The organism is Paraburkholderia sp. GW821-FHT02A12 (genome assembly GCF_059422005.1).
On sequence record NZ_JBWKWA010000001.1, the window covers coordinates 3390300 to 3410093 of the forward strand.

16 protein-coding genes are annotated in these 19794 nt (G+C 62.0%); 2 read left to right on the forward strand and 14 right to left on the reverse strand.

All coding sequences use genetic code 11. The features are described 5' to 3' along the window. The first annotated feature begins 92 nt into the window (after positions 1–92). Complete coding sequence (ppk1, locus tag AC07WT_RS15405; RefSeq protein WP_494947647.1) at positions 93–2156, forward strand: polyphosphate kinase 1; 2064 nt, start codon at positions 93–95, stop codon at positions 2154–2156. A 77-nt stretch (positions 2157–2233) separates the two neighbouring features. Here the strand turns inward: ppk1 and phoR are convergent, their stop codons facing one another. From phoR to AC07WT_RS15460, 11 genes are all read right to left on the reverse strand, one after another. Then, on the reverse strand, positions 2234–3547 hold the full coding sequence (gene phoR / locus AC07WT_RS15410) for a phosphate regulon sensor histidine kinase PhoR (RefSeq protein ID WP_494947648.1): 1314 nt from the start codon (positions 3545–3547) through the stop codon (positions 2234–2236). 132 nt (positions 3548–3679) lie between these two features. Then, positions 3680–4381 (reverse strand): phosphate regulon transcriptional regulator PhoB, encoded by a 702-nt coding sequence (gene phoB, locus AC07WT_RS15415; protein ID WP_006051991.1) that lies wholly within the window; start codon positions 4379–4381, stop codon positions 3680–3682. A gap of 27 nt (positions 4382–4408) precedes the next feature. Then, the gene (phoU, locus tag AC07WT_RS15420; protein WP_492590880.1) at positions 4409–5113 is read right to left on the reverse strand and encodes a phosphate signaling complex protein PhoU; all 705 of its coding nucleotides are present in this window, start codon (positions 5111–5113) and stop codon (positions 4409–4411) included. 28 nt (positions 5114–5141) lie between these two features. Further along, positions 5142–5990 carry a phosphate ABC transporter ATP-binding protein PstB gene (gene pstB, locus AC07WT_RS15425; protein WP_492590881.1) on the reverse strand — a complete coding sequence of 283 codons (849 nt, stop codon included), beginning with the start codon at positions 5988–5990 and terminating at the stop codon, positions 5142–5144. A 17-nt stretch (positions 5991–6007) separates the two neighbouring features. Then, positions 6008–6904, reverse strand: coding sequence for a phosphate ABC transporter permease PstA (gene pstA / locus AC07WT_RS15430; protein WP_492590882.1), 897 nt, complete (start codon positions 6902–6904; stop codon positions 6008–6010). Next, positions 6901–7902, reverse strand: coding sequence for a phosphate ABC transporter permease PstC (gene pstC, locus AC07WT_RS15435; protein WP_494947649.1), 1002 nt, complete (start codon positions 7900–7902; stop codon positions 6901–6903). The genes pstA and pstC overlap by 4 nt, the downstream gene beginning before the upstream one ends. Before the next feature lie 123 nt (positions 7903–8025). Next, on the reverse strand, positions 8026–9057 hold the full coding sequence (pstS, locus tag AC07WT_RS15440) for a phosphate ABC transporter substrate-binding protein PstS (protein ID WP_494947650.1): 1032 nt from the start codon (positions 9055–9057) through the stop codon (positions 8026–8028). A gap of 335 nt (positions 9058–9392) precedes the next feature. Beyond that, positions 9393–10751 carry a phosphoglucosamine mutase gene (gene glmM, locus AC07WT_RS15445; RefSeq protein ID WP_494947651.1) on the reverse strand — a complete coding sequence of 453 codons (1359 nt, stop codon included), beginning with the start codon at positions 10749–10751 and terminating at the stop codon, positions 9393–9395. A 27-nt stretch (positions 10752–10778) separates the two neighbouring features. After that, a complete protein-coding gene (gene folP, locus AC07WT_RS15450; RefSeq protein WP_494948438.1) occupies positions 10779–11648 on the reverse strand; it encodes a dihydropteroate synthase in 870 nt (289 codons plus the stop codon). A gap of 123 nt (positions 11649–11771) precedes the next feature. Beyond that, on the reverse strand, positions 11772–13661 hold the full coding sequence (gene ftsH / locus AC07WT_RS15455; RefSeq protein WP_492590887.1) for an ATP-dependent zinc metalloprotease FtsH: 1890 nt from the start codon (positions 13659–13661) through the stop codon (positions 11772–11774). 192 nt (positions 13662–13853) lie between these two features. Beyond that, positions 13854–14516 (reverse strand): RlmE family RNA methyltransferase, encoded by a 663-nt coding sequence (locus tag AC07WT_RS15460; protein WP_492590888.1) that lies wholly within the window; start codon positions 14514–14516, stop codon positions 13854–13856. A gap of 183 nt (positions 14517–14699) precedes the next feature. Here AC07WT_RS15460 and AC07WT_RS15465 point away from each other — a divergent pair, with 183 nt between their 5' ends. Further along, complete coding sequence (locus AC07WT_RS15465; RefSeq protein WP_492590889.1) at positions 14700–15224, forward strand: YhbY family RNA-binding protein; 525 nt, start codon at positions 14700–14702, stop codon at positions 15222–15224. 90 nt (positions 15225–15314) lie between these two features. Here the strand turns inward: AC07WT_RS15465 and AC07WT_RS15470 are convergent, their stop codons facing one another. The 3 genes from AC07WT_RS15470 to carB all read right to left on the reverse strand — a co-directional run bounded on the left by AC07WT_RS15470 (position 15315) and on the right by carB (position 19729). Further along, on the reverse strand, positions 15315–15824 hold the full coding sequence (locus AC07WT_RS15470) for a DUF4149 domain-containing protein (protein ID WP_494947652.1): 510 nt from the start codon (positions 15822–15824) through the stop codon (positions 15315–15317). A gap of 20 nt (positions 15825–15844) precedes the next feature. Next, a complete protein-coding gene (gene greA / locus AC07WT_RS15475) occupies positions 15845–16321 on the reverse strand; it encodes a transcription elongation factor GreA (protein WP_492590891.1) in 477 nt (158 codons plus the stop codon). 153 nt (positions 16322–16474) lie between these two features. Further along, positions 16475–19729 (reverse strand): carbamoyl-phosphate synthase large subunit, encoded by a 3255-nt coding sequence (gene carB / locus AC07WT_RS15480; protein ID WP_494947653.1) that lies wholly within the window; start codon positions 19727–19729, stop codon positions 16475–16477. Between the last annotated feature and the right edge of the window lie 65 nt (positions 19730–19794).

Genomic DNA, 19794 nt, shown 5'->3' on the forward strand with positions numbered 1-19794 from the left:
AGACATCTAAAATGTCATAACAATGTAATCATACTGTGAGAATTTCCGAGCGTCTTTCCGCCTCCGTTCCTGACATTCCATTCTCGCTGCCGATGTCCATCCGCTACCCCTTATTGAATCGCGAGCTGGGCATTCTAGGTTTCAACGAGCGTGTGTTGGCACAAGCTGCCGACCCCGCCGTCCCTTTGCTCGAGCGACTGCGTTTTATCTGCATCACCAGTAGCAACCTCGACGAATTCTTCGAAGTCCGCATGGCCGGGCTGCAGGAACAGATGCGCGACAACCCGGGCGCGCTGTCGCCCGACGGCATGTCTCTCCAGCATGTGTACGACCTCGTCGTCGAACGCGCGCAGAGGCTCGTGCATCGTCAGTACACGATGCTGAACGACACGGTGTTCACGGCGCTCGAAGCGGAAGGCATTTACTTCCACGGCACTGAAGCGTGGAACGAAGCGCAAACCGAATGGGCGCGCAACTACTTCTTCGACGAACTGCTGCCCGTGCTCACGCCGATCGGACTCGACCCGGCGCATCCCTTCCCACGCGTGCTAAACAAGAGCCTGAACTTCGTCGTCGAACTGGAAGGCAAGGACGCCTTCGGCCGCCAGGCGATGATGGGCATCGTCCAGGCGCCGCGCGCGTTGCCGCGCCTCGTGCGGATGCCACAGGAGCTGTCGGGTTATCCGCACGGCTTCGTGCTGTTGAGCTCGCTGTTGCAGCGCTTTGTGGGCGAGCTGTTTCCGAATCTGGTGGTGCGCAGCTGCAACCAGTTTCGCATCACCCGCAATAGCGAACTGTTCGTCGACGAAGACGAAATCACCAATCTGCGCGTCGCGTTGCAGGGCGAATTGCCGGCGCGGCATCTGGGCAATGCGGTGCGGCTGGAAGTGTCGGCGGAAACACCCGCGCACGTCGTGCGGCGCCTGCTCGACGAAGGCAATCTGTCGGACAAGGACTGCTATTACGCTAACGGCCCCGTCAATCTGGTGCGGCTGATGCAATTGCCGGAGATGGTGGACCGGCCTGACCTGAAGTTCGTGCCGCACATCCCCGCCATACCGTCGCGAATCGCCAACAGCACCAGCCTGTTCGACATGATCGATCAGGACGACGTGCTGCTGCATCATCCGTACGAGAGCTTTCAGCCGGTGCTCGAACTGCTGTTGCAAGCGGCCAAAGATCCGAACGTGGTGGCAATCAAGCAGACGATCTATCGCACCGGCACCGATTCGCCGCTGATGGACGCGCTGATGCAAGCCGCCCGCAACGGCAAGGAAGTCACGGTGGTGGTCGAACTGCTCGCGCGCTTCGACGAAGAAACCAACATCAACTGGGCATCGCAGCTCGAAGCGGTGGGCGCACACGTGGTATACGGCGTGGTGGGTCACAAGTGCCACGCGAAGATGATGCTGATCGTGCGGCGCGTGTCGGCGGGCGGCAAGACCTCGCTCAAGCGTTATGCGCACCTCGGCACCGGCAACTATCATCCGCGCACCGCACGGCTTTACACCGACTTCGGCCTGATGACCGCCGACCAGAAAATCTGCGAGGACGTCCATCACGTGTTCCAGCAACTGACCGGCATCGGCGGCGAATTGCGGCTGCATGAGTTGTGGCAATCGCCGTTCTCGCTGCATCCGAAACTGGTCGAAGCGATCCGGGCGGAAGCCGAGCATGCGCGCGCCGGCAGGAAAGCGCGCATCGTCGCGAAGATGAATGCGCTGCTCGAGCCGACCGTGATCGCCGAGTTGTACGAAGCGTCGCAAGCGGGCGTGAAGATCGATCTGATCGTGCGCGGCGTGTGCTCGCTGCAACCGGGCGTGCCCGGCCTGTCGGAGAACATCACGGTGCGCTCGATTGTCGGGCGCTTTCTCGAACATCATCGCATCTTCTATTTCTACGACGGCGGCAAGGAGCAGGTGTATCTGTCGAGCGCCGACTGGATGGACCGCAACTTCTTCCGCCGCGTGGAAGTGGCGTTCCCGGTCAACAACCGCCGTTTGAAGCGGCGTGTGATTGCTGAAGGCCTGTCGGCGTTTCTCGGCGACAACCAGTCCGCGTGGCTGATGCAAAGCGACGGACACTATCGCCGGCGCCAGCCGGGCAAATCGTCGCGCAATGCGCAGATGAGCTTGCTGAGCAAATTCTGTTCGTGAGCGAATCGGCAAGCCAGCCAGGCTCGTAAAAAAGCCCGCCTTGAATCAAGGCGGGCTTTTTTTCAGGTCGACGCTCTTCAAGCCGGCGCCGGTTGCCTGCGCGCCGTGCGATACACCGGGAAGCGCACGGTGAACGTGCTGCCGCGCCCCTCTTCGCTCTTCACCTCGAGTTGCGCATCGTGCCGTTGCAGCACATGCTTGACGATCGCGAGCCCGAGGCCGGTACCGCCGGTATCGCGCGAACGGCTGCGGTCGACACGATAGAAGCGCTCGGTGAGCCGCGGGATGTCCGCCGCAGGAATCCCCAGGCCGCTGTCGGTGACCGAAAACACCGCGCTGCCGCCATTCGCGTGCCAGTCCACCTGGATCAGGCCGCCATCCGGCGTGTAGCGGATCGCGTTGGTCACGAGGTTGCCGAACGCGCTGAGAATTTCTGTTTCGACGCCCGTGACCGTGAGCCCTTCGTCGGCGTCGAAGAGGATCTTGTGATGGTCGCTCGACAGGCTCTCCGCGTCGTCTTGCAGATGCCGCAGCACCGCGCGCATGTCGATCATCTGATCGCTTGGCGGCTTGTTGTCGCCTTCCAGTTTGGCGAGCACCAGCAGATCGTTGACGATGTGCCGCATGCGCGAGGCCTGCTGCTCCATCAGATCGAGATAGCGCGAGCGTTCTGCTTCGCTCAACGGCAACTCGCGCATCGTCTCCAGAAAACCCGAGAGCACGGTGAGCGGCGTCTTCAGCTCATGCGATACATTGGCGACGAAGTCACGGCGCATCGCGTCCGTGCGCTCCAGCTCGGTGATGTCTTGCGACAGCACCAGCTTGCGATTTTCGCCGTACGGAAACACCTGCACTGACAGCACGTTCTGGCGCTTGTCGCCCATCCCGCGCATGATCAGCATCTCTTCGTAACGATGCAAACTCAGATAGCGGACGAAGTCGGGCTGGCGCACCAGATGCGTGATGTGCTGGCGCAGATCGCGTTTCGCGTCGAGCCCGAAGTGGAGTTCCGAGATCGCGTTGCACCACTCGATCTGGTCGTGATCGTCGAGCATCGCGACGCCGTTCGGCGAAGCCTGGATCGCCTGGATGAAACGCGAGTGCTGCTGCTCGACCTGACGTACCTGTGCATGCCAGCGCTTCGCGAGCTTATGCAGACGGTAATAGATTTCGCCCCAGACGCCGGGCGCGCTCGGCACTTCGCCATAAACCGGCGCATCGAGCAAACGCCATAGGCGCTGCTTGTGAAAAGTGCCGAAGAGGCTCTGTGCGAGCAGCAAAACGATCGCGAGGGCCAGTCCTGCCTTGACGTTCACGAGTGCGCCGACCACCGCGCACAGAACAGCCAGCAGCACGACCGACACGAGGGAGCGCGCCCAGATGATGTTCATGTTCTAGCGATCGAAGAGAAAACCGTACGCGCCGTGGTCCGGGACCGCGACGCCAATTCGTCACGTGCGTGACACAGGTGGCGTGAGCGCCGTTACCAGGGCTTTCGAAACTTTCGGCGCGACCGAAAGAAGTCAGGCGCTCTTCGCGAGCCGGTAACCGCTGCCGCGCACCGTCTCAATCATAGCATCGCACCCGGCCGGCTTGAGCGCCGCGCGCAGACGCTTGATGTGCACATCCACCGTGCGTTCTTCGACGAACACGTGATCGCCCCACACCTGGTCGAGCAGTTGCGTGCGGCTGTGCACTCGCTCCGGATGCGTCATAAAGAAGTGCAGCAGACGGAATTCGGTCGGGCCGAGATCGAGCTTGATCTCGCTGCCTTCGGCATGCGCGGCCACCCGGTGCGTTGCCGGGTCGAGCTTCAGACCGTTGATCGCGACGACGTCTTCGGTCAGCTGCGGCGCGCGGCGGCGCAACACCGCCTTGATACGCGCCATCAGTTCCTTCGGCGAAAACGGCTTGGTGACGTAGTCGTCGGCGCCGATTTCGAGGCCCAGCACCTTGTCCTGCTCGTCGCCGCGCGCGGTCAGCATGATGATCGGAATGTGCTTGGTGCGTTCGTTGTTGCGTAGATCGCGTGCGAACGCGATGCCCGACTTGCCCGGCAACATCCAGTCGAGCAGGACGAGGTCGGGCAACACATCGCTGATCAGATTCTGCGCCTGCTCCGCGTTGTACGCGCGAATCGGGCAGTGTCCGGCGTGTTGTAGATTGACCGAAATCAGTTCGGAAATGGCGGGCTCATCTTCAATGACGAGAATGCTGCTGGGCATCGGCACCTCTTTGACCTTTATCCAGAGTTAACTGAGGGCTTCGCGTTCGAGCGCGTCGCGCGACTTGTGCCGAACGTCAGTACCCTTGACGATGTAGATGATGAATTCGGCGATGTTCTTCGCGTGGTCGCCGATCCGCTCGATCGCCTTGGCGATGAACAGGAAGTCGAGGCCCACCGAGATCGAGCGCGGATCTTCAGTCATGTATGAAATCAGCTTGCGCACGAACGCGCGGAATTCCTCGTCGATCGCCTTGTCGTCGCGCACGATCTGCGCGGCGGCCACCGTGTCGAGGCGCGCGAACGCATCCAGCGCGCGGCGCAGAATCGACACCGCCATCTCGCCCGACAACTTGATCTCGGCGATATTGATGGTGCGCGACGCGCCGTCTTCCATCAGTCGCTTGGTGCGCTTGGCGATCTTTTCGGCTTCGTCGCCGGCGCGCTCGAGATTCGTGATGGTCTTCGAAATCGCGATCAGGAGGCGCAGGTCACGCGCGGCCGGTTGACGGCGCGCGATGATGTTGCTGCACTCTTCGTCGATATCGACTTCCATCTGGTTCAGGCGATCTTCCGCGGCGATCACCTGCTCGGCGATGTCGAGATCGAATTCGTTGAGCGCCTGCATCGCGTTGACGATCTGCGATTCGACCAGACCGCCCATCTCGAGAACCTTCGACGAAACGAGATTCAGGTCGGCGTCGAACTGGCTGGACAGGTGTTTATCGGGCATGTCGTACTCCGTTATTTTGCTCGTCGGCTTAGCCGAAGCGGCCGGTGATGTAGTCCTCGGTTTCCTTGCGGACCGGCTTGATGAAGATCTTTTCAGTGTCGCCGAATTCGATCAGTTCGCCGAGGTACATATAGGCAGTGTAGTCCGAACAGCGGGCCGCCTGCTGCATGTTGTGGGTCACGATCACCACCGTGTAATCGCTCTTCAATTCGGCGATCAGTTCCTCGATACGGCCCGTCGAAATCGGGTCGAGCGCGGAGCACGGCTCGTCGAGCAGCAGCACTTCAGGACGGATCGCAATGCCGCGGGCGATACACAGGCGCTGCTGCTGGCCGCCCGACAAACCGTAGCCGCTCTGGCCCAGCTTGTCCTTTACCTCGTTCCACAGCGCGGCCTTGGTCAACGCCCATTCCACGCGGTCGTCCATTTCCGAACGCGGCAGCGTTTCGAACATCTTCACGCCGAACGCGATGTTGTCGTAAATCGACATCGGAAACGGCGTCGGCTTCTGGAACACCATGCCGATCCGCGCGCGCAGCAGCGAAATATCGCGCCTGGAAGTCAGCAGGTTTTCGCCGTCCATCAGGATCTCGCCTTCGGCGCGCTGCTCCGGATAGAGCGCGTACATCTTGTTGAAGGTGCGCAGCAGCGTGGACTTGCCGCAACCCGACGGGCCGATGAAGGCGGTCACCTTGCCTTCGGGAATGTGCAAATTGATGTTCTTCAGCGCGTGATACTTGCCGTAGAAGAAATTCAGGTCGTTGACCTCGATCTTCGGACGCGACGGCGTTTGTGCCTGGCCGCTTTGGGCGGGATCGAAACCGGCGGGCGCGGTGGCGCGCGCGATCGGATTGATTTGAGTTTCTGCCATATTCATCGGATTACACTCCGCCCTTACTTATTCGAAAAGATCGTGCGCGCGAGGATGTTCAGTCCCAGCACCGCGAGCGTGATCAGGAAAACGCCGGCCCACGCGAGCGATTGCCATTGCGCGAACGGGCTCATCGCGAACTTGTAGATCGTGACCGGCAGGTTCGCGACCGGCTGGCCCATGTCGAACGAGAAAAACTGGTTCGACAGCGCCGTGAAGAGCAGCGGCGCGGTTTCGCCGGCGATCCGCGCAACGCCGAGCAGCACGCCGGTGACAATACCGGCAATGGAGGCCTTCAGCGTGATCGACAGCACCATTTTCCACTTCGGCGTGCCGAGCGCGAAAGCGGCTTCACGCAGCGCGTTCGGCACCAGCTTCAGCATGTTTTCCGTGGTGCGGATCACGATCGGAACCTGCAGCAGCGCGAGCGCGAACACGCCGGCCCAGCCGCTGAAGTGGCCCATCTTCGCGACGACCAGCGCGTAGACGAACAGACCCACCACGATCGAGGGCGCCGACAACAGAATGTCGTTGATAAAACGCGTAATGCTCGCGAGCCAGCCTTTCTGGCCGTATTCGGCCAGATACACGCCGGCGAGGATGCCGATCGGCGTGCCCACGAACGTCGCGAGCGCGACCAGCATCAGGCTGCCGACGATCGCGTTGGCGAGACCGCCGCCATCGGTGTTCGGCGGGGGCGTGGATTGCGTGAACAATTCGACCGACAGGCCGCCGATACCGAGACGCAGCGTCGTATAGAGAATCCACACGAGCCAGAGGAGACCGAAGGCCATCGCCCCGAGCGACAGCGTCAGCGCGACGGCGTTCTTCAGGCGGCGACGGCCTTGCAGACGCACGCGCATCGCTTCGAGCGCGGCGGCGTCATTCGAACCCGGCATGTTCAACGTGGGCTGGCTCATTTCGCGCCCTCCCCTTTTTCGAGGCGAAGCAGCATAACCTTCGAGATCGCCAGCACGATGAAAGTAATCACAAACAGGATCAGGCCGAGCTCCATCAGCGCCGACGTATGCAGGCCCGCGTCAGCTTCAGCGAACTCGTTGGCGAGCGCCGAGGTAATGCTGTTGCCCGGCGAAAACAGCGACACGTTGTCGAGCAGATTGGTGTTGCCGATCACGAAGGTGACCGCCATCGTCTCGCCGAGCGCGCGGCCGAGGCCGAGCATCACGCCGCCGATCACACCGCTCCTGGTGAAGGGCAGCACGATCCTCCACATCACTTCCCAGGTCGTGCAGCCAATGCCGTATGCCGATTCCTTCAACAGGACCGGCGTGACTTCGAACACGTCGCGCATGACCGAGGCGATATACGGAATGATCATGATCGCGAGAATCACGCCCGCGCACAGAATGCCGATGCCGATGGGCGCGCCCTGAAACAGCGCGCCGACGATCGGAATGCCGCCGAGCACCGCGCCGAGCGGCTTTTCGAACCACGTCGCGAAGATCGGCGCGAACACCAGCAGACCCCACATGCCGTAGACGATCGACGGAATCGCGGCGAGCAGTTCGATCGCGATGCCGAGCGGACGACGCAGCCAGGCTGGCGAGAGTTCGGTCAGGAAGAGCGCGATGCCGAAGCTGACGGGCACCGCGATGATGAGTGCAATGATCGAGGTGGCGATCGTGCCGTAGATCGGCACCAATGCGCCGAATTGCTTGCTGGGTGGATCCCAGTCGGCGGTCCACAGGAAGCTGAGGCCGAATTGCTTGATCGACGGCATGGACGCGACGATCAGCGAGACAATGATGCCGCCGAGCAGCAGCAGCGTAACAATGGCGGCGAGGCGTGCGAGGCCGCCGAAAATAACGTCGCCGGCGCGGCTGGGCGCTTTCTGCTGCGCCGAACTGCCGGGCGGTGTCGACCTGGTCGCGCCAGACGCTAAATGGATATCGGACATGAGAGCCTGATGGACCTGTTTCCAGTTGTCGGATGACATGTGTCGTGCGGCCGGTAATGCCGTTGGCCGTCCTCACATGAGGACGGCCAACGTCTTGCGAGATGCGACTGCTTACCGCTTCGCTTATTCCGCGAGCGACTTGCCCGAAGCGTCCTTCACCTTCGCCTTCCATTGCGTGCGGATTTCCGACACAACCGAATCCGGCAGCGAGATGTAGTCCAGTTCGTTTGCGGCTTGCGTGCCGTTCTTGAACGCCCAGTCGAAGAACTTCAGCGTTTCGGCGCCTTGCGGAGCCTTCTCCTGCGTCGTGTGCAGCAGCACGAACGTCGCGCCGACGACCGGCCATGCGTTCTTGCCCGGCTCGTTCGTCAGGATCTGGTAGAACGACTTCGACCAGTCCGCGCCCGCTGCCGCTGCCTTGAACGTTTCCGTCTTCGGCTCGACCACCGTGCCCGTCGAGTTCTTCAGCGCGACATACGTCATGTGGTTCTGCTTCGCGTACGCCCATTCCACGTAGCCGATTGCGCCCGGCAGGCGTTGCACGAAGGCTGCGACGCCGTCGTTGCCTTTGCCGCCCGTACCGGTCGGCCAGTTGACCGTCGAACCTTCACCAACCTTCGACTTCCAGTCTGCGTTGACCTTCGACAGATAGTTCGTCCAGATGAAGCTGGTGCCCGAACCATCGGCGCGACGCACCACGGCGATGTCGGTATCCGGCAGCTTGACCTTCGGGTTCAGTGCAACGATCGCCGGATCGTTCCACTTCTTGATCTTGCCCAGGTAGATGTCGCCGAGCACTTCGCCCGACAGCGTCAGTTCAGCCGGCTTCACGCCCGGCACGTTCACGACCGGCACCACGCCGCCGACCACCGTCGGGAACTGGAACAGGCCTTCCTTGGCGAGTTCGTCGTCCTTCAGCGGGGCGTCCGAACCGGCGAAGTCGACCGTCTTGGCGACGATCTGCTTCACGCCGCCCGACGAACCGATACCCTGGTAGTTAACCTTACCGCCGCCGGACTTCTGGTAGGCGTCGGCCCACTTCGTGTAGATCGGTGCTGCGAAGGTGCTGCCCGCGCCGGTGATGTCTGCGGCCTGCGCTGCGATCGCGAAAAGCGCGCCAGCGACGCCAGCGAACACGGTTTGCATCAATTTCATGAGACCTCCAAGGGTGTGAGCGGATGACACGAACACCGCGAAGCTTAGGGTCTCTTTATGACAGTAACGTGACCAATCGTGAAACGTATGTGACAACCGGATTACTAATGTGAAAGGCGTTTTGACAGCTGAATCGGCGTTTTTACGATGTTGCCGCTGTAACTGTAGAGATTAGGTGAAAAAGATGGGGCGCGAACGTTTGCGTGAACTTTTGTGCACGACGAACGGGACGTGACGCGGGATTTTGGGGTTTGGCGGATGCCGGTTCTGGACGTGCCGGTTGCGGACGATCGGGTGATCGTCCGCAACCGGCACCGCCTGGCAGTCGTGTTCGCTTAAGCCGTAGCCAGCTTCACAGCGTTAGCGATCGTTTCGGCATGGTGGACCGCGTCATTGACGTGCTCCGCCTCGACCATCACGCGCAGCACCGGCTCGGTGCCCGATGCGCGGATCAGCACGCGGCCGCGACCATTTAGCGCCCCCTCGGCGTTGCTGATCGCCCGACGGATCGCGTCGCTGCCCTTCCAGTCGGCGCCCGGCTGCATCCGCACATTGATCAGCTTCTGCGGGAACAGTGTGACGCCCTCGAGCAATTCGGCGAGCGTCTTGTCGCTGCGCTTCATTGCCGCCAGCACCAGCAGCGCCGACACGATGCCGTCGCCGGTCGAATGGCGGTCAAGGGAGAGGATGTGGCCGGAGCCTTCGGCGCCCAATTGCCAGCCGTGCTCGCGCAACTGCTCGAGCACGTAGCGGTCGCCCACTGCCGCGCGGACAAACTTCACACCGGCTTGCTGCAACGCGACTTCGACTGCCATGTTGGTCATCAAGGTGCCGACCGCGCCTTCCACCTTGCCGTCCGTCGCGATCCGGTCTTTCACCAGCACGTACAGCAGTTCGTCGCCGTTATACAGGCGGCCGGCCGCGTCCACGACCTGCAAGCGGTCGGCGTCGCCGTCGAGCGCGATGCCGAGGTCCGCATGGTTTGCCCGCACCGCACGCACCAGCGCGTCCGGCGCGGTCGCACCCACGCCGTCGTTGATGTTGAAGCCGTTCGGCGCGACGCCGATCGGGATCACGTCGGCGCCGAGTTCATGGAACACGTGCGGCGCGATGTCATACGCGGCGCCGTGCGCACAGTCGACCACCAGTTTCAGGCCGCGCAGGTCGAACGCAGCCGGGAATGTGCTCTTGCAGAACTCGATGTAGCGGCCGGCGGCGTCGTCGAGACGCCGGGCCTTGCCGAGTTGTTCGGACGCCGCGCACGCGAGCGGCAAATCGAGTTGCTCTTCGATCTGCAATTCCACTTCGTCCGGCAGCTTGTTGCCGTCGGCGGAAAAGAACTTGATGCCGTTGTCGTAATACGGATTGTGCGACGCGCTGATCACTACGCCTGCGGCAAGCCGTAGCGCGCGCGTCAGATAGGCGATGCCCGGCGTCGGCATCGGGCCGGCCAGCATCACGTCGACGCCTGCTGCGGAAATTCCCGCTTCGAGCGCGGCTTCGAGCATGTAGCCCGAGACGCGGGTGTCCTTGCCGATCAGCACCGTGGGCCGCGCGCCCGTCCTGGCCCAGCGATCCGCGCCCGCGAGCACCTTGCCGGCCGCGTAGCCGAGCCGCAATACAAATTCCGGCGTGATGGGCCCCTCGCCAACCTTGCCCCGAATCCCGTCCGTTCCGAAATAACGACGTGCCATATTTTATGTTCCTCCTTGCTTGCGGGCTCAGCGGCGCACACGGCTGTGATTCGCCGCGTCGCGCATAGCTGCCCATACTTTCAATGCATCTACTGTTTGCGCAACGTCATGCACGCGCAAGATTGCGGCACCCCGCTCGGCGGCGCACACCGCTGCGGCAATGCTGCCCGCGACACGCTCCGGCGCCGGACGCCCGACCACTGCGCCGACCATCGACTTGCGCGACATGCCCGCGAGTATCGGGAACGGCGGCTTCGCGTGCGGCGCCGTGTCCGGCAGATGCGCGAGCAGCGCGTAATTATGTTCGACCACCGCCTTGCCGAAGCCGAATCCCGGATCGACACTGATCCGCGCGCGGGCGACACCGGCTTGCATCAACGTCGCCACGCGCTCTTCGAGAAAGCCACGGACTTCGGCCACCACATCCTCATAGGCAGGCTCGCCGAGCTGCATGGTTTGCGGCTCACCGAGCATATGCATTACGCACAGACCGCATCGACTGTCGCGCACCGCGTCGATCGCGCCGGGCATCCGGAATCCCCAGATGTCGTTGATCAGGTCGGCGCCCGCGCTCAATGCGCGGCGCATGACTTCCGGCTTGTATGTATCGACCGAAAGCGGCACATTCGCGCCGCGCAGTTGCTCGACTAGCGGAATCACCCGCTCCAACTCCTCGTCGAGCGGCACCGGCGGCGCGCCCGGGCGAGTCGACTCGCCGCCGATGTCGATGATGTCGGCGCCATCGAGCAGCATGCGTTCGGCCTGGCGCAGCGCGTCGCCGCGCATCGCGTACTTGCCGCCGTCGGAGAAGGAATCGGGTGTGACGTTCAGAATGCCCATCACCAACGGGCGTTCAAAGGTCAGTTTGAAGCGGCCGCATTGCAGCGGCTCGGGCATGGGAAAAGCGGGAAATTCAGCGTTCAACACGTTCGACACGTAGCGGATCATTCAGATAAAACGGACAAATGCAAAACGGGCCGGTGTGAATCACACCGGCCCGCACTATCTTCCTGTCGCCTATCAGGCCGGCGCTGTTGCACTGCCCGGCTTGACCTCGGTGCCCGGGCTGCCGCCCGACGAGGCGTCGCTTGCCGACGGCGGCGAACTCTTCGGCGAACGCGGCGGACGGCCTGCCATGATGTCGTTGATCTGATCGGCGTCGATCGTTTCCCACTCCATCAGCGCGGCGGTCATGGCTTCGACCTTGTCGCGGTTCTCGCCCAGCAGGCTCTTCGCGAGATTGTACTGTTCGTCCAGCACGCGGCGGATTTCCGCATCGACCTTCTGCTGCGTCGCTTCCGAAATGGTCCGCGTGAAGCCACGGCCGAACGGCGTTGCGTCGTTTTCGTCGTCGACGTACACCATCGGTCCGAGCGCGTCCGTCATACCAAAGCGAGCCACCATGGCGCGAGCCGTCTGCGTCGCCTTGTTGAAGTCGTCCGATGCGCCGGTGCTGATCAGGTTCAGGAACAGTTCTTCCGCGACACGACCGCCGAACAGGATCGCGAGACGATCCAGCAGGTAGTCCTTCGAATACGTTTCGTTGTCATGCTCCGGCAACTGCCACGTGACGCCCAGCGCACGGCCGCGCGGAATAATCGTGACCTTGTGCACCGGATCGGCCTTCGGCAACAGCTTGGCGATCACCGCGTGACCCGACTCGTGATACGCAGTGGCGCGCTTCGATTCTTCGCGGATCACGGCCGACTTGCGCTCCGGCCCCATGAAGATCTTGTCCTTCGCGTCTTCGAAGTCCGTCATTTCGACGATGCGCTTGCCGCGGCGCGCCGCGAACAAGGCTGCTTCGTTCACGAGGTTCGCCAGATCGGCGCCCGAGAAGCCCGGCGTGCCGCGTGCGATCACCGCAGCGTCGACGTCGTTCGAAATCGGCACCTTGCGCAGGTGAACCTTCATGATGTGCTCGCGGCCACGGATGTCCGGCAGGCCCACGTACACCTGGCGGTCGAATCGGCCCGGACGCAGCAACGCCTTGTCGAGCACGTCCGAACGATTCGTTGCAGCGATCACGATCACGCCCGAGTTCGCCTCGAAGCCGTCCATCTCGACCAGCATCTGGTTCAAGGTCTGTTCGCGTTCGTCGTTACCGCCGCCCATGCCGGCGCCGCGATGACGGCCGACCGCGTCGATTTCGTCGATGAACACGATACACGGCGCATGCTTCTTCGCCTGCTCGAACATGTCGCGCACGCGGGCCGCGCCGACGCCGACGAACATTTCGACGAAGTCCGAACCGGAGATGCTGAAGAACGGCACCTTCGCTTCGCCGGCGATAGCGCGCGCCAGCAGCGTCTTACCGGTTCCCGGCGGGCCGACCAGCAGCACGCCGCGCGGAATGCGGCCACCGAGCTTCTGGAACTTCTGCGGATCGCGCAGGAAGTCGACCAGTTCGGAGACTTCTTCCTTGGCTTCGTCGCAACCGGCGACGTCGGTGAAATTGATTGCGTTGTTGTTTTCGTCGATCAGACGCGCACGGGATTTGCCGAACGAGAACGCACCGCCTTTCCCGCCCCCCTGCATCTGTCGCATCATGTAGAACCAGAAACCGATGATCAGGATCGTCGGCCCGAGGTAGTACAGCGCGGACACCAGCGCATTCGGTTCGTCATCGGCCTTGCCGCTCACCTGAACGCCATACTTCATCAGATCGCCGACCATCCAGATGTCGCCCGGCGACACGATCTGGTACTTCTGGCCGTCTGCTGGAGTGACCGTGAGGTTCCGCCCCTGAACGATGACAGTCTTGACTTTGCCGTTCTTCGCGTCGTCCATGAACTGCGAATAGGAAACGCCTTCCTGGACACGGGGCTTGTCGAACTGCTTGAACACCGTAAACAGCACCAGTGCGATAACCAGCCACACTGCTGCCTTCGAAAACATATTGTTGTTCAAAGCACCACTCCTTCACTTAGACGGGCGCCTACATTTGCCTTGCGGCACCACGAAAGCATTCTAATCCAGTCCGCAGACCCCTGCCATAAGGTTTCGCTACCACAGAAATAGCGTAGCGGGTTGTTGCAGCGCCATTTTCCGGCGCCACGGAGCCCTTATCGGCCCATCCGGAACTGTCCTGCAGCGCCCCTTTCATGCTGGCCGCTTCAGATGCTTACCCAAAATAAACGTTTCTGACGATTTGTCCCGCGACGCTTTCGGCTTGCGGGCCGCCACCACCTTGAACTGATGCTTGAACTTTTCGACAATCTGGCTGTAACCGCTGCCGTGAAAGCATTTGACTAAAAGGGCACCATCCGGCTTCAAGTGATTTTGCGAGAACTCCAGCGCGAGATCGCACAAATGCTCGATCCGCGCGGCATCCGCCACCGCCACTCCCGACAGGTTGGGCGCCATATCCGAAATTACAAGATCAACCTGGCGCTCGCCGACTAATTCTTCCAGTTGGACCAGCACCGAGTCTTCGCGGAAGTCGCCCTGAATGAAATGGACGTCGGCGATCGGCTCCATCGGCAGGATGTCCAGCGCGATGATGGTGCCGTCAATGCCGCCCTCGCGCTCGGCGTCGCGTTGCGTGCCCTTGGCGAGCTTGTTGCGGGCGTACTGGCTCCAGCTGCCCGGCGTGGAGCCGAGATCGACGATCACCTGGCCGGGCCGGATCAGCTTGTCCTGCTCGTCGATTTCCTTGAGCTTGTAGGCTGCGCGGGCGCGATAACCCTCCCGTTGCGCCATTTTTACGTACGGGTCGTTGATGTGATCGTGCAACCACGCCGTATTGAACTTGTTTTTTGCCATTAAACGTTGAACTCTTGCTGCGTGATGTCGCGCTTTAGGGGATAATACGCGGTTAATTCGCGCGGCCACCGCCAAAACTGGCAGTCATCCGCGATTCTGTTGTTCTGACGCGCCGCCCTGCGCAAAATGCCGAATCTCTCGGAAATGCAGGTGCCGCCATTTTAGTCGAGTCTCCCACTTTCCATGCCAGCCCTCAAAGTCTCTTCCGACCAACGCGCCGAGTTGCGCTCCCAGGCACATGCGCTCAAACCGGTCGTGCTCGTCGGCGCCGAAGGGTTGACCGACGCCGTGCTCGCCGAAATCAAGGTCCACCTTGGCGCGCATCAGCTGATCAAAATCCGCGTGTTCGGCGACGAACGCGAGGAACGCATCGCCATCTACGAACAGATCTGCGACAAGCTCAACGCCGCGCCGATCCAGCATATCGGCAAGCTGCTGGTGATCTGGAAGCCGGAAGCCGCGCAACCGGCCGTGAAGGCGCGGCGCGGCGCCCTGCCGAGCGCCCGCGAAGCCGCGGTCGACGCCAAACCGGGTAAAGGCCGCGCGCCTCGCGTGGTCACGGTCGTGAAGCCCAGCGAGATCCCGATGCGCAAGCCGAAGGCGAAAGCCGTCGTGGTGCGCGGCAATGAACGCGTAACGCAAGGCGGCAACATCAAGCGGGCCAAGAAGCGCCAGACCAGCGCGAAGCGCGCGCATCAGTCGAAGTAAGCGAATGATGACGGTGCGGGCAAGGTCCGCACTTTAACGTGTGCCGCCTGGGCAAACCGAAGCGGCGCTTGCGGCGCCGCCGAGCCTCACTCAGCCGGCCACTTTCCCCGCGGAAGCTCGAGCGCCCTGCTCCGCCGCCGCTACGCCGACACCCACCGGCAGCTTCCACACCAGCGCCAGGCCCAGCAGGCTCTCGAACAGATAGAACAGACTCGACACGCCGTGCAGAATGCCGAAGCGCGTCGCATAAGCCGAATGCCCGACGTCGCTGCCCGCTTCGAGCGCGGCAATGCGCATGGCATTCATGAAAGGCTGCAACGCAAAGTAACCCACCAGCACGCATACGAGCATGCCGGCGATCAGCCAGCGCAAGCGGCGATATGCGTCGCTGCCGCGGCGAACCAGCACATTGGCCAGTCCGAGCAGCAAGATGCCGCATACCGCACCCAGCACACCTTCGATACGGAACAATTGCGCCGCAACCGCACCCGCCGTCATCCGGTCCAGCGAGGTGAACAGCACCGGCGCGACCGCATAGCCGATCGTCAGCAAACTGCCGACCCACAACACGGTCAGCAGACGAAACAGTCGATGCGGCATCAAGGACACCGGGGCCACCTTCAAACGTAGCTCACCGCGACGACTTCGTACTCGCGCACGCCACCCGGCGCCTGGACCGATGCAACATCGCCCTCCGACTTGCCGATCAAGGCGCGCGCGATCGGCGAACTGATCGAAATCAGCCCGTCATCGATGTCCGCCTCGTCGTCGCCGACAATCTGGTATTTGACCGAAGCACCCGAATCGAGGTCTTCCAGTTCCACCGTCGCGCCGAACACCACGCGGCCGTCCGCGTCCACCTTGGACGGGTCGATGACTTGCGCACCGGCCAGTTTCGATTCGATTTCGGCAATACGGCCTTCGATGAAACCCTGCTTTTCCTTCGCCGCGTCGTATTCCGCGTTTTCCGACAGATCGCCCTGGGCACGCGCTTCCGCGATCGAGTTGATCACCGAGGGACGTTCAACCGATTTCAGGCGCTGCAATTCATCGCGCAACATTTCTGCGCCGCGCTTCGTCAATGGAATAGTGCTCATAAACAACTCTAGAGGCTAAAAAACGGCCATAAAAAAAATCACCGCGGTTAAGTGCATTCCGCGCGGGCCAGAGCACCGGGGAAACCCGGGCTCAAGCATCTGCGGAACGCCGCTTAACCGCGGCACTTACATCCTGGACAGATATTCGAAGCCTTAGTTTAGGCGAGCGTGGAGTCCTTGTAAATCATAGACTTCCAGGTTCTTCAAATAGCGCAAACCTTCCACTGCGGCCCGCGCGCCGGACATCGTCGTGTAGTACGTGACCTTGTTCGCCTGCGCGCTCATGCGGATCGAGCGCGAATCGGCAATCGCGGCGCGGGTTTCGTCGACGGTCGTGAAGACCAGCGCGATCTCGCCGTTCTTGATCATGTCGACGATGTGCGGACGGCCGTCCTTCACCTTGTTGACGACCTTGACCGGCACGCCGGCCGCTTCGATCGCGGCAGCCGTGCCCTTGGTCGCGACAATCGGATAGCCGAGCTCGTGCAACATGTGCGCGACTTCGACGGCCTTCGGCTTGTCGGCGTCCATCACGGTCAACAGCACCGTGCCCGACTCCGGCAGACGCGAACCCGCCGCGAGCTGCGACTTGAAGAGCGCCTCGCCGAACGTCTGCCCCACACCCATCACTTCACCGGTCGAACGCATTTCCGGTCCGAGCACCGGGTCGACTGCCGGGAACTTGACGAACGGGAACACCGCTTCCTTCACGCTAAAGTACGGCGGATCGATTTCCTTCGTCACGCCCTGCTGCGCGAGCTTCTGGCCGACCATCGCACGCGCCGCGATCTTCGCGAGCGGCAGGCTGGTCGCCTTCGACACGTACGGCACCGTACGCGACGCACGCGGGTTCACTTCCAGCACGTAGATGATGTCTTCCTTCGCACCATCCGCCTGCGGCACTTGCTGGATCGCGAACTGCACGTTCATCAGGCCGACCACGTTCAACGCCCTGGCCATCGCACCGGTCTGGCGCTTGAGCTCTGCAACGGTTTCCTTCGACAGCGAGTACGGCGGCAGCGAGCAAGCCGAGTCGCCCGAGTGCACACCCGCCTGTTCGATGTGCTCCATCACGCCGCCGATGAACACGGCTTCGCCATCAGAAATGCAGTCCACGTCGCATTCGATCGCATCGTTCAGGAAGCGGTCGAGCAGCACCGGCGAATCGTTCGACACCTTCACGGCCTCGCGCATGTAGCGCTCGAGATCACGCGGCTCGTGGACGATTTCCATCGCGCGGCCACCCAGCACGTACGACGGGCGCACCACCAGCGGATAGCCGATTTCGTCGGCGAGCTTGAGCGCTTCGTCTTCGGCGCGCGCGGTGCGGTTCGGCGGCTGGCGCAGACCCAGGTCTTGCAGCAGCTTCTGGAAACGCTCGCGGTCTTCAGCGGCGTCGATCATGTCCGGCGACGTGCCGATGATCGGCACGCCGTTCGCTTCGAGATCGAGTGCGAGCTTCAGCGGGGTTTGACCGCCGTACTGCACGATCACGCCGACCGGCTTTTCCTTGTCGACAATTTCGAGCACGTCTTCGAGCGTCAGCGATTCGAAGTACAGACGATCGGACGTGTCGTAGTCGGTCGAAACCGTTTCAGGGTTGCAGTTGACCATGATCGTTTCGTAGCCGTCTTCGCGCATGGCGAGCGCGGCGTGCACGCAGCAGTAGTCGAACTCGATGCCCTGGCCGATCCGGTTCGGGCCGCCGCCCAGCACCATGATCTTCTTGTTGCTGGTCGGGTTCGCTTCGCACTCTTCCTCGTAGGTCGAGTACATGTACGCGGTTTTCGTGGCGAACTCGGCCGCGCACGTGTCGACGCGCTTGTAGACCGGACGCACGTTCAGCTCGATACGACGCTGACGCACTTCCGCCGGTTTCGCGCCGAGCAGCTTCGCGAGGCGTCGATCCGAGAAGCCGCTTTGCTTCAGGTACTTGAGCTCTTCCTTCGACACGCTCGCGAGCGTGCGGCCCTGCAACGCCTTTTCCTTCAGGATGATCTGTTCGATCTGCGCGAGGAACCACGGATCGATCGAGGTTTCTTCGAAGATTTCCTGCGCGCTCATGCCGACACGGAACGCGTCGCCGACATACCAGATGCGATCCGGACCGGCTTCGCCGATCTCACGGATGATCTCGTCGCGGTTGTCGGTCTTTTCGTCCAGACCGTCGACGCCGACTTCGAGACCGCGCAGCGCCTTCTGGAACGATTCCTGGAAGGTGCGGCCGATCGCCATCACTTCGCCGACCGACTTCATCTGGGTGGTCAGGCGCGAATCGGCTTCGCGGAATTTCTCGAATGCGAAACGCGGGATCTTGGTGACGACGTAGTCGATGGTCGGTTCAAACGACGCGGGGGTCTGGCCGCCGGTGATTTCGTTCTTCAACTCGTCCAGCGTGTAGCCGACGGCGAGCTTCGCCGCGACCTTCGCGATCGGGAAGCCGGTGGCCTTCGACGCCAATGCCGACGAACGCGACACACGCGGGTTCATTTCGATCACGATCATCCGGCCATCTTTCGGATTGATCGAGAACTGCACATTCGAGCCGCCCGTGTCCACGCCGATCTCGCGCAGCACCGCGAGCGACGCGTTACGCAGCACCTGATATTCCTTGTCGGTGAGCGTTTGCGCCGGCGCGACGGTGATCGAGTCACCGGTGTGGATGCCCATCGGGTCAAGGTTTTCGATCGAGCAAATGATGATGCAGTTGTCCTTCTTGTCGCGGACCACTTCCATCTCGTACTCTTTCCAGCCGAGCAGCGATTCTTCGATCAGCAATTCGCGGGTGGGCGACAGATCGAGGCCACGCCTGCAGATCTCTTCGAATTCGTCGCGGTTGTACGCGATGCCGCCGCCCGAGCCGCCCAGCGTGAACGACGGACGGATCACGACGGGATAGCCGCCGCTGCCGGTTTCCGCGGCGATCTTCGCCTGCACCTGCAGCGCTTCTTCCATCGAATGCGCGGTGCCCGACTTGGCCGAACCGAGGCCGATCCTAGTCATCGCGTCCTTGAACTTCTGGCGGTCTTCCGCCTTGTCGATCGCTTCCGGCGATGCGCCGATCAGCTCGACCTTGTACTTGTCCAGCACGCCGTGCGCGTGCAGATCCAGCGCGCAGTTCAGCGCGGTCTGGCCACCCATCGTCGGCAGGATCGCGTCCGGGCGCTCCTTGGCGATGATGCGTTCGACCACTTCCCACGTGATCGGCTCGATGTAGGTCACGTCGGCCGTGTTCGGGTCGGTCATGATCGTCGCCGGATTGCTGTTGACGAGAATGACCTTGTAGCCTTCCTCACGCAGCGCCTTGCATGCCTGCGCGCCCGAGTAGTCGAACTCGCACGCCTGGCCGATGATGATCGGACCCGCGCCGATGATGAGGATGCTCTTGATGTCTGTCCGCTTGGGCATAACGCTCTCGCTAATGTATTCCTGAATTCTTTCCGTCGGCGCGCGTCGTTTCTACGTTGCGCGCG